General features: G+C 56.6%; 8 protein-coding genes and 4 pseudogenes. 6 read left to right on the top strand and 6 right to left on the bottom strand.

All coding sequences use genetic code 11. The annotated features are described in order from the left end of the window. Nucleotides 1-993: 993 nt before the first annotated feature. Nucleotides 994-1302 (bottom strand): annotated as a pseudogene (locus tag A3CW_RS0143580) (transposase); the annotation flags it as partial. A 218-nt stretch (nt 1303-1520) separates the two neighbouring features. Here A3CW_RS0143580 and A3CW_RS51990 point away from each other — a divergent pair. Together A3CW_RS51990 and A3CW_RS49785 are read left to right on the top strand one after the other, a co-directional pair. Beyond that, complete coding sequence (locus A3CW_RS51990) at nt 1521-1934, top strand: ParB N-terminal domain-containing protein (RefSeq protein WP_081772102.1); 414 nt, start codon at nt 1521-1523, stop codon at nt 1932-1934. A 235-nt stretch (nt 1935-2169) separates the two neighbouring features. Beyond that, nucleotides 2170-3199, top strand: a pseudogene (locus A3CW_RS49785) (IS5 family transposase). A 551-nt stretch (nt 3200-3750) separates the two neighbouring features. Here A3CW_RS49785 and A3CW_RS51985 read toward each other — a convergent pair. Then, nucleotides 3751-4299: pseudogene (locus A3CW_RS51985) on the bottom strand (transposase); the annotation flags it as partial. Nucleotides 4300-4328: 29 nt separating this feature from the next. On the opposite strand from A3CW_RS51985, the gene A3CW_RS49780 reads away from it, so the two are divergent. Continuing rightward, nucleotides 4329-5333, top strand: a complete 1005-nt coding sequence (locus A3CW_RS49780; RefSeq protein ID WP_051482104.1) for a PLP-dependent cysteine synthase family protein — start codon at nt 4329-4331, stop codon at nt 5331-5333. Between the two features lie 316 nt (nt 5334-5649). On the opposite strand, the pseudogene A3CW_RS54210 reads toward A3CW_RS49780, so the two are convergent. Further along, nucleotides 5650-5883, bottom strand: a pseudogene (locus A3CW_RS54210) (IS110 family transposase); the annotation flags it as partial. Between the two features lie 634 nt (nt 5884-6517). Between A3CW_RS54210 and A3CW_RS49775 the strand changes: the two are divergent. Beyond that, nucleotides 6518-7249, top strand: coding sequence for a hypothetical protein (locus tag A3CW_RS49775; RefSeq protein ID WP_154678226.1), 732 nt, complete (start codon nt 6518-6520; stop codon nt 7247-7249). Nucleotides 7250-7441: 192 nt separating this feature from the next. Then, nucleotides 7442-8269 (top strand): transposase, encoded by an 828-nt coding sequence (locus A3CW_RS54205; protein ID WP_245623896.1) that lies wholly within the window; start codon nt 7442-7444, stop codon nt 8267-8269. Nucleotides 8270-8481: 212 nt separating this feature from the next. Here A3CW_RS54205 and A3CW_RS49765 read toward each other — a convergent pair whose 3' ends face one another. The 3 genes from A3CW_RS49765 to A3CW_RS54385 form a co-directional block, all read right to left on the bottom strand. Continuing rightward, on the bottom strand, nt 8482-9297 hold the full coding sequence (locus A3CW_RS49765) for a class I SAM-dependent methyltransferase (protein WP_035515792.1): 816 nt from the start codon (nt 9295-9297) through the stop codon (nt 8482-8484). Between the two features lie 94 nt (nt 9298-9391). Continuing rightward, on the bottom strand, nt 9392-10030 hold the full coding sequence (locus A3CW_RS49760) for an LLM class flavin-dependent oxidoreductase (protein WP_211254143.1): 639 nt from the start codon (nt 10028-10030) through the stop codon (nt 9392-9394). Nucleotides 10031-10041: 11 nt separating this feature from the next. After that, a complete protein-coding gene (locus tag A3CW_RS54385) occupies nt 10042-10431 on the bottom strand; it encodes an LLM class flavin-dependent oxidoreductase (RefSeq protein WP_028209087.1) in 390 nt (129 codons plus the stop codon). A gap of 49 nt (nt 10432-10480) precedes the next feature. On the opposite strand from A3CW_RS54385, the gene A3CW_RS0143530 reads away from it, so the two are divergent. After that, a partial coding sequence (locus A3CW_RS0143530) for an IS5/IS1182 family transposase (protein ID WP_028209091.1) occupies nt 10481-10741 on the top strand: 261 nt, incomplete at its 3' end.

Here is a 10741-nt window from a genome sequence, read left to right as displayed (position 1 = left end):
GGATGGTGTTTGCGCTTGTTCATGTAGAGACGAACCTGTTGGTCGGTGATGCGGGTTCCAGACATGAGCTGACCGCTTCTTCTTTAAGCTTCGATCAGCCCATCCTAAAGCCCCGCCGACGCAGCGCTGCCGGTGGCTCGTCGTCTCCGGCGGCTACGCCGCCTGCGACTCCTCACCACCGGCCAAAACAATCGTCAACGACCGGCCAACATAATTGTCGCCGCCCACCCCTGCCTCTCGGCAGCGGGGCCCCCGAAGAACCGTACTTGCGGGCTTTCCCCGCATACGGCTCGGGCACAGCATTAAGCGTCGTACTGACGCCGGTCGCACCGGCACTGCATACGACCTTCGTACGCGTCACATCGTTGATTCACCTCGCTACCGAGGGCAAGGGCGCTGAACCTGGAACATGTCCGGCTACTCACAAGCTGCCCTGCGCGGAATCTCAAATGTAGGCCTACGACAACTGCACCACGCGGAAGTCTGCATCCTTTCAGATCAGGGCAAATTTTGAACCCCTATGTGGCCTATTACCGACCACCCTTCGCTTTTTCCGCGTTCTCATACCCACTTGTCCAACAGTTTCCCTTGCGAGTCACCTGCCTTTGCCCCCCCAAAAAAACTAGCGTGGGCGGACAATTGGGCTTACCACGTTCCCATCCTTGCCGACCCGAATGTTCCCTGTCTGTTTAGCGCCTGTCTCTCCCCCGGCAGCCCTTGTGACGACGTACTCCCTGACAAGACGGAAGCAACCGGCTGCACACCTTTTGGTCAGGGCCTAACAGCCGCTTTGGCCCATTCGTACTAACGAGGTTTATCAACAGTTCACTTATGTTGCGCATGCAGAACTTGCCTGGCACCTCACACCGCACGGCGGCTGGCAGTGTCGATCTATCCCCCGTCGCCGGGGTGAACCGTCAGTCGCGAGGCGCGTTGTCTCCAGAGCTTCACACCCAACCGTTACCGGTTACGCATGTCTGGATAGGCAACTGCTGGTCGTACAGCAAGGTCAATGCCGACGAAACGGCGCAGGCTGAGGCGGTCGTACAGCGCCTCTTCGCATGCAAGGTCGGCGAGATTGAACCAGTGCTGCACAAAATGGATTCGCAACATGCGCTCCAGCGCAATCGGCGGGCGACCATTGCCGCGTTTCGGATAAAACGGCTCCACCACCGCGCACAGCTGCGCCCACGGCACGATCGTGTTCATCTCATCGAGAAACACNTCGCGTCGCGTAGGTTTGCGCTGCGCCCCGAATCCCGCGCATTGATCGACAGCCATCGCCAGTGTCAGTTGCTTCATCGTTTTTTGCTTTCGCCGTTGCATGCTCACGCTATAACGCGTGACAGTCGTGAACGGTAGACTTGATCAGCATTGCCTTAAAGAAGACGGTTTTCCGACAATGTCAGACACGCGACACTACTATCAAGGACCGCCGGTTGAATTATATGGACCTCTTCGTATGGCACGATACATGCATTGCCTAATCTAGGGAGAAACGCTGATATTAGGAGAAGCCCGTGTCATCCTCGAAAGCTATCGGAACTTACACGCTCGACATACTGCCAGTAAGTCAACTTCGTCCAAGTGAGAATATCAACGTGCCACGCGCACAGACGCTAGGTAAATCAATCGCGGAAACTGGACAGTGGACCACTCCTATTCTGGTAGAGCACCGCCATTTCATTATTATGGACGGCCATCATCGCTATTTCTGCGCCAAGGAGCTAGACTTGTCGTTTGTTCCGTGTATTTTGCTTTCTTATGATGATCCCAACTTGAATGTCACCTACTGGGATAATCCTGCGCCAGTGGTTATTGATCGTATCATCCATGCTGGTCTTTCTGGAAATTTGATGAGTTTCAAGACCACTCGACATGCGTTGAATGGCACTTTGCCGAATTGTGCGATCGCGCTCAATGACCTGAGATAATGCGCTGTCCCAGACTTCATAGCCTTGGCTTGGAGGACGCAATATCTTTATTCAGAAATTTGGTGCACGATCTTCTGAATAGTCGATTCGAACTATGGCTGGGATAGACAGGTCCATAGCGGGACTTACTACCGTGCGTACCAACTAGCAGGCCGCTGAAATACCGCTTAAACACGTCATCGCATAGAGCTCGTGAGGCGTTGATAGATGGACCACTACTTGTCCCCTGGAGATCATGCGCGGCGCCGACACATTCACCGAGAGTCTGTTTTCCATGCGCAAGCTGGACGACTTCGTCCCCAAGTGGCATCCGTTGCGTTCGATCCGCGTGATGGCGAACGAAGCGCTGGCGAAGATGGATCGACTGTTCGCCCAGATGTACGAAGCGGACATCAAAGGTGGGCGGCCGAGTATCGCGCCAGAGAAGTTGCTGCGAGCCATGCTGATTCAGGTGCTTTTCAGCATCCGCTCAGAGCGCCAGCTGATGGAGCAGGTGCAGTACAACCTACTGTTTCGCTGGTTCATCGGCCTGGCGATGGACGACGAGGTGTGGGTACCGACGGTCTTCACGAAGAACCGCGAGCGCCTGATCAAGCACGATGCGATCATCGAATTCTTCAACGAAGTGGTGGCCATCGCCGGGAAGAAGTGTCTGCTCTCGGGTGAGCATTTCAGCGTGGACGGCACGCTGATCCAGGCGTGGGCCGGACACAAGAGCTTTGTACGCAAGAATGGCGACGATCAGGACAACGACGGTGGCGGTGCGGGCGATTTCAAGGGCGAGAAACGCAGCAACGAGACACATCAGTCGAGAACCGACCCAGATGCGCAGCTCTATCGCAAAGGCAAAACGGCCAGCGAATTGCGGTACATGGGCCATACGCTGACCGATAACCGGCATGGCCTGGTGGTCAACGCGCGCGTGACACGCGCCGATGCGCATGCTGAGCGTGAAGCGGCCAAGATCATGCGTCTACGACGCACGGCAGGCGGCAGAGGATCCGGACGCGGAAATCACGCTGGGTGCAGACAAGGGTTACGACGCACAGGAATTCATCGAGGCGTGCCAGCAGATGAAGGTCACGCCGCACGTTGCGCAAACACTGCGTAAGTTGGTCGAACAAGGTTTCGGCTGGGCCAAGACCGTGGGGCGCATGCGCCAGGTGATGGTGCGTGGCTTGAAGAAGGTGGACCAGATGTTCGTGTTGAACATGGCGGCCTACAACCTCGTGTGCATGCGATCGCTGGCACAGTTCCGTCCATAGTGGCGGGAAAAGGCGCCAATGAGGCCAGAAGTCGGCCTCACAGCGCTTTAAAAAGGTTGATTCGCGTTGAAATTGCACAATGCGAAAGATTTAGCGACGGCGGCCGCGGAGATCGAGGAAGGCCGCATCCGTCGAGGGTGTATTTCCGCAACCTGCTAGGTCAGGACAAGCCAACTTCAATGGCGGGATAACGCGCATAAGGTCGCTGTTGATCGTCCCGCTTGGGTGGCGGGGCACGTAGGTGCTATTCGTTCGTCTGACTGTGCGGAATGCGCCGAAAGCCAGCGCGCAAGTCGTTGCCTCACTGAAAGGCCTTCCGTATTCGGATCCTTCTTGAGGGTATGAAGTTGACTGGCCTCATTGCGCTGTGACAAGGGGGACAAGCGGGAAGCCAAGAGGCGGGGAGTAGTCGATGCCGGAGATCGTTTTCCTCACCGCATGCATTTTTGCGTGACATGAACCGGGAAAATACTGGAAGGATATTTCGGCGCGGAGATGGTGAATGCTCTTTGCATTGTTATAGAGCCTGTAGAAGGAAGTCGAAAGATTGTTCAACCGATCGCCCCATCGTGCATCTCTAGCGTGTTAGGTGCTCTATTAATCAGGTCTACGAAATGAACCAGAATCAGTACGGAGAAGACTACAAAGTGCAGCCCGGCGAGGGTCTCGGGCAAGCGCTCGTAGTCTGGCGCAAGCTGCCGAAATCGGTTCAGCCAGCCGAAGCTGGGCTCCACTACCCAGCGTCGTGGCAACAGAACAAAGGCTTTCTTCGCCTCCGCCAACTCGATTACCTGAAGTTCGATTCCCTCATCAAGCGCTGCCTGCGCGGGCTCCTCACCGGTATATCCCTGATCGGCGAACGCTACCTTGACCGTCTGGCCCGTGGCCTGCTAAACCTGACGCGCCAGTTCCCCGACCTGCGCGCGCTCCTGTTCGTTGGCCGGCGTCACATGCACAGCAAGCAACTGTCCCAATGTATCAACTGTCATGTGAACTTTGCTGCGTTGTTTCCGCTTGTAACCGTCGTAACCTGCGCGAGGTTCCCTCTCGCAGGCCGACTGCAGCGTGCGCCCGTCGAGAATGACAGCGCTGGGATAGGCGAAATTTCACCAAGATTGGGAGTAGATAGATGATCGTCAATAGCATACTAGATACCATCGGGCATACGCCCCTGCTCAAAATTCCTTTGCGCGGTGAGGAAGTTAACCTTTATCTCAAGCTGGAGATGTTCAATCCGTCTGGATCAATGAAGGACCGGATGGCGTTGAGTATGCTAAACCATCGTCCACGTGCATTGAATAAAGATGCTTCTGATATAGTCGAATCTTCTTCTGGGAATACGGCTAGCGCATTGGCGATGATTTCAGCTGTGCGAAGAATAAACTTCACAGCTCTCATGGACTCTCACGCAAGCCTTGATAAAATTCTTACTGTTCGTGCGTTCGGAAGCAATGTCCAGATCGTTGGCGGCGGAGACGGTGTTTTAGCGACTGATATACGGGACCGAGAGGCAATGAGAATTTCCCGTGAAGAAGGCGCCTATTGGACTGAACAGCACAACAATCCCGCAAATGCAGCCGGTTATGCTGGACTCGCTGCAGAATTGCTTGACGACCTGGGCCCAACAATTACGCATCTTGTTTGCGCAATCGGTACCGGCGGGTCACTATGTGGTTCTGCACGCCAGTTGCGGACGCGTATTCCTGAGCTCCAAGTAATCGGGGTTGAGCCCGCCGGAAGCATCATCTTCGGCGGTGAGGGTCTAGATTACCTCCAATCGGGGACTGGCACGCCTGAAGGTGCTGAAGTGGGACTGGCCATTGACTACGGCGTAATAGATTCGGGCCGCAAAGTGAGCGACCGCATGGCCTTTTCGACATGCCATTATCTCGCCCAGCGGCACGGTTTGCTGGTTGGCGGATCAACGGGGGGGGCGGTCTACGAGGCGTTCAGTGTGGCTCGACGCGCACCGGTTGGATCGCGTATCGTAACAATAGTCTGTGACAGTGGTACCAAGTACCTGGACACGGTTTTCAATCAAGACTGGTTGTCGATCCATGGGATACAAATTATCGATATTGAAGAGCATTTCGAGGGGCTCATTGCGGACGCCCGCAGGCGGCCTCAAATCTGAAGCGCAACACCGTTTGATATAAGGTGTCGCGATGGCACTGTCATGCATGGACGCCCCCGGTTTGCCAAGCTTCACGTTGTGATGGTTCAAAGATCGTGATTGCAGCCATGCATCCGGACTTCAGTGCCGAGCGCAGGCCGGCTGTCCCTGATGGAATATGCTGACGAGGTCCCGATCAACTTGGCGAGCCTGGTGCTCTTTGACAGTGTTGGGTTTGGCTCGTCACGGTCTGACCTGTCTTGCCATCACGTCATGATTGCCTTGGCAATCGGTGGAAGTGTCCCTCCGTTCGCTACGAACTTCGTGCCGTTTGAGGCTAAATATTTGGTATCGCGGACTCATGGTCGGGTCGCGACGTTCGCTCGTGAGTCAGCAGAGCCCACACGATCCGCGCGTTCTTGTTGGCCAGCGCAACGGCGGCCACATTGGAATTGCGTCGCTGCAGCAGACGGGATAGCCATCCTTCCTTGTCGCTCCTGCGTCGGGCCGCGTGGATGACAGCACGCGCTCCGTGGATCAATAACGTTCGCAAGTACGTGTCGCCTCTTTGATATGACTTACTGTTACGTCTCGCGGTAACCGGGGTTCGGCATCGCGAGATATTCGAGACGAGACGGCGCCGATTGTCGCGGGCTGGTCGAGTAGAAGTCCTTGCTCAACTGATTGCGGGTTTTCCGAGGGGGCCGAATTTGTCTGCGAGCCCCACCGGGAATGGCTTTCGGAGCTGGCGAGGGGGGGAGCGGTTAAAGTCAGGGCTTTGCGGATGCGAAAATGGCTGCAAACCATGGCCGGCAGGCGATTCCCACGAAATTGAGTGAAGCGCAGTTCGGGCAANTTGTCTTGCCGCACCTGAGCCGGGGCCGGCGCGGCCCGCCGCCGACGTTGCCGTTACAGAGGATGTTCAACTACGTCCTGAAGGCGCTCTATATGGGGTGNGGGAATGGCTTTCGGAGCTGGCGAGGGGGGAGCGGTTAAAGTCAGGGCTTTGCGGATGCGAAAATGGCTGCAAACCATGGCCGGCAGGCGATTCCGACCCGAGGTCAATGGAAGATGCTGCCGATCGAAACGGATGCAAAGGGGCTGCCTGAAATCCACCACACCCGGCGTGGTTCATCCCGGCGTTACACAGGCAGGGCAGAAATGAAAGTGCGGGTAATGTGGCCCACTTTAATTTTGGCGTCCCCATGACTTCATCCGTCTGCCCTGTTTCCGTAAAACCGGCTGGCTGCGACCGCAAGATGATGGCCGTTCGCGCCCTGGCGGGCGCTGAACCCGTCAGCGCCGTGGCCGCCCGCCACGGTGTCAGCCGTCCACTCGTCTATCGCCAGATGCGCAAGGCGAGCGCCGCGCTGGATGAAGCCTTTTCGCCAACGCAAATGGACGAAGACGCCGACAAGGTCCTGTTCTCGCTGCGGGTGACCCGACGATGGCTGGAGCAGGTCATCCTCGCACTGACGATGATCGGTCACGCCTCGATGCGCGGCGTCATCGAATTCATGAGCGACCTGCTGGGCGTGTCCATCAGCCTGGGCACCGTGCACAATGTTCACCAGCGTGCCGCGCAGCGGGCGATGGCCATCAACAACAGCATCGACCTGTCGGCCATCCGGGTGGGACTGCACGACGAGATCTTTCAGGGGACCCGGCCGGTTCTTACCGGCATCGATGCGGCTTCCACCTACTGCTATCTGCTGGCTGACGAAGACCACCGTGATGGCGATACCTGGGCCATCCATCTGCTGGACCTGCAGAGGCAGGGACTGCATCCCGACTTTACGATTGCCGACGCCGGCACGGGTCTGCGCGCAGGCCAGAAGCTCGCATGGCCCGATACCCGGGGTTCGGGGAGCAACGGAACAGCCAACCGACTTAAGCGCACCTCGTTACACACATCTCCGCGAAGCCCCGTCAGATAAGGCTTACCGTGGTACGTGCAAGGTGTCGACTTTGATACGCAACTGATTGCGGGTTTTCCGAAGGGGCCGAATTTGTCTGCGAGCCCCACCGGGAATGGCTTTCGGAGCTGGCGAGGGGGGAGCGGTTAAAGTCAGGGCTTTGCGGATGCGAAAATGGCTGCAAACCATGGCCGGCAGGCGATTCCCACGAAATTGAGTGAAGCGCAGTTCGGGCAATTTGTCTTGCCGCACCTGAGCCGGGGCCGGCGCGGCCCGCCGCCGACGTTGCCGTTACAGAGGATGTTCAACTACGTCCTGAAGGCGCTCTATATGGGGTGCCAATGGAAGATGCTGCCGATCGAAACGGATGCAAAGGGGCTGCCTGAAATCCACCACACCCGCATCTACCGGATCATGCGACGCTGGCAGGCTGACGGCAGCATCGACCGGGTCTTCGCGGGCTCGGTCGATCAACTGCATCGGGACCAGCTCCTCGACCTCGCGAACATCCATCGCGACGGCACGACCACAGCGGCAAAGAAAGGCGGCGACAACCTGGGCTACAGCGGGCACAAGCATCTGAAGGGCGACAAGGTGGTGGCCTTCTGCGATCGCAACTGCAACATCATCGCGCCATTCGTGACGGCACCGGGCAATCGCAACGAATCACCCCTGCTGCGTGACGCGCTGCCCAAACTCACCGCCATGGCGCGCGCCATTGGTGCGAACCTGCAGGGCTCAACCGTCAGTCTGGATGACGTCTACGACTGCCGCGAAAACCGCCGTGCGATCTTCAACCGCGGCATGAGGCCCCACATTCCCGAGAACCCGCGTGGGCGCAAGGCACCGAAGCGCGGTCGCAGACGGCATTTCGACGCGGCCATCTTCGCGGAGCGCTTCAGCACCATCGAGCGCGTGTTCGCCTGGGAGGACACCTTCCGCCGCCTGCTGCTGCGCTTCGAACGCATCAGTGCCGTGCACTACGCGCTCAAGACGCTCGCCTACACGATGATCAACCTGAGGCACTACTGCCGCAGCTGATCGCGGCCCTCAGGGCGGCCTGTCGCTACTTCGCCGGCGCATTGCTGCGCCATGGCCGCGCGCGTCGTTACCATGTCGATCACTTCGCAAATCAGACTTCCGCTTCGCGTTGCCTGTCTTGCCAACTCATGCATTTCATGAAACATATGCATTACTGATCAAATGCAACTTCAGTCTGCTTGAAACCCGCAATCAGTTGAGTGCCCTTTTGATCAGTCCCGCTTTGTACCATAAGGCTTCCGTGCAAGAACGCTGTGCATCCTCGCCCAAGTCATTGTGGTCCCAGAATTCGCCAGATCCACTAGTTTCTCATGCAGGTTAGAAACTGAGGAGGGGTCGATTATCCCGTTTTTGATCATCTGCGGCGCGAGGTCCCGCAAGCTCATCGCGTAAAGCAACTTCTCCTCGGGTGAATTCAGTAACGGATGATACAAGCGGCTATGTTCAATTTCCAGACCGAAATTCCTGATCACATTCTCCATACGGAAGGCGATCTTGTAATCACGGTTATTCATGCGAAAACAGGATCTTAAGATTCTTATAAACTCATCGATCGCTTCGGACGGTGGAAAAGAGAATGAGCCATCATGAATCACCGGTTCCTCGCATAGCAAATGGCCATCTGGGCTGAGCACATTCACCATTTCGCGGATCGCATGATCTGCATCCGCCACATGATGGAGCACCATCCGACAATAGACCAAGTCATATGAGTTCTCCAAATGATCCAGACAATTAACGTCCCCTTCGAAAAAGGTAACATTGTCGAAACCACTTTCTGTTACAAATTGGCGGGACGCATCTAGCTGCGCCTGACTGTTATCTATAGCCGTTACCTTTCCTTGAGGTCCGGCTGCGTGTGCCAGATGCAGCGTCATCGCGCCGCTACCACAGCCAACTTCAAGGATTTTCCTTCCGCGGAGCGTGCCGGCTCGGCTTATAAGGTCAACACTTGACTGTTCGTATAACCGGCTTTGAATGCCAAGTCTTAGTCTGGCATTATCATCTGTGTTTATGATGTAACCCATTCTGCTCCCTTAAGACTACTTCATTACGATTGAGTGCTGCGGCCTTTGCAGCGCTCACGCCCTAGTCTTGGTTCCTGTTTGGGGACGATCGCACTTACGCAGCTCGGCCCATCAATTCGGATGCAATGGTCATTGCCGTGCAAAGTGATGCATCCAAGGGCAGATCGCCAAACGCGACCTGGCAAAGAAGATAGTTGGCCCCCGCCTCTTCCAACTGATCAAGCAGGTTCCGTCGCACAAGAGCCGCTGTTCCTACTACGCATAATTCACTCTCTACTGCTGCGTCTAATGTCAGTGGCAGATTTGGTGGAAGGGGAATTGCATTGAGGTCGTACAGATATTTGAAGTTTTTAAGCCATCGTTCGAAAGCAGGTGCCGCGAGCGAATATGCATGGCTTGCAGATTGCCCGACCACAATCATGCGAAGCAATCCGACAAATGATGGTTGGCCGTCGGTGCCCGTGCTGTATCCCTTCTCGGCACGGTATGCGTCAGTAGTCTTGCGAACAAACGGCGCGGGTCCCATAGATGCGATATTTGCGCCGTTTGCAGCGGCCCAGCGCGCAGACTCCGGTCGATTGGTGGCGACCCATATCGGCGGGTGCGGACGTTGATGGGGTCTCAGTGTCAAAGGGACATTGTCTAGCTGAAAATGGTGACCCTGATAGGAAAGGGCGCCACCCCTCATCGACTCCATCAGAATCTCGCTGGCTTCGAGATAACGTTCCGGCACCGTGTCCGCTTCTATATCCCGAAGTAACCCAGCTCAATCGGAAGAGAGCCGCGCCCCATGCCCATCTCGACCCTACCGCCGCTCAAGTGGTCAAGCATGCAGATCTCTTCAAACGCGCGTAGCGGATGATGAAGGCTAAGCAGCATGACCAAGGGGCCGAGACGAAGTTCCCCGGTGCGCTGTGCGACGCTCGACAAGAACAGATTCGGCGATGGGCTCCTTCCATGCGGCGAACAATGGTGTTCCGCCAAGTGGTAAGCGTAAAAACCGAGCCGGTCACAGGCTTCTGCCAGCTTGAGGCGGTCCGCGTATTGTTGTCCAATGGCGCTACCGTCCTCGTCCATATGATCGAAAATGCCGAAGGTTAGCTTAGGGCAATGCTGATCAAGTCCACCGTTCACGACTGTCACGCGTTATAGCGTGAGCATGCAACGGCGAAAGCAAAAAGCGATGAAGCAACTGACACTGGCGATGGCTGTCGATCAATGCGCGGGATTCGGGGCGCAGCGCAAACCTACGCGACGCGAGGTGTTTCTCGATGAGATGAACACGATCGTGCCGTGGGCGCAGCTGTGCGCGGTGGTGGAGCCGTTTTATCCGAAACGCGGCAATGGTCGCCCGCCGATTGCGCTGGAGCGCATGTTGCGAATCCATTTTGTGCAGCACTGGTTCAATCTCGCCGACCTTGCATGCGAAGAGGCGCTGTACGAC

The organism is Paraburkholderia nodosa DSM 21604 (assembly GCF_000519185.1).
In the GTDB taxonomy this organism is placed as follows: Bacteria; Pseudomonadota; Gammaproteobacteria; order Burkholderiales; family Burkholderiaceae; genus Paraburkholderia; species Paraburkholderia nodosa.
Note: the sequence above shows the minus strand (reverse complement) of the source record. Positions and strands in the feature narration are given on the sequence as shown.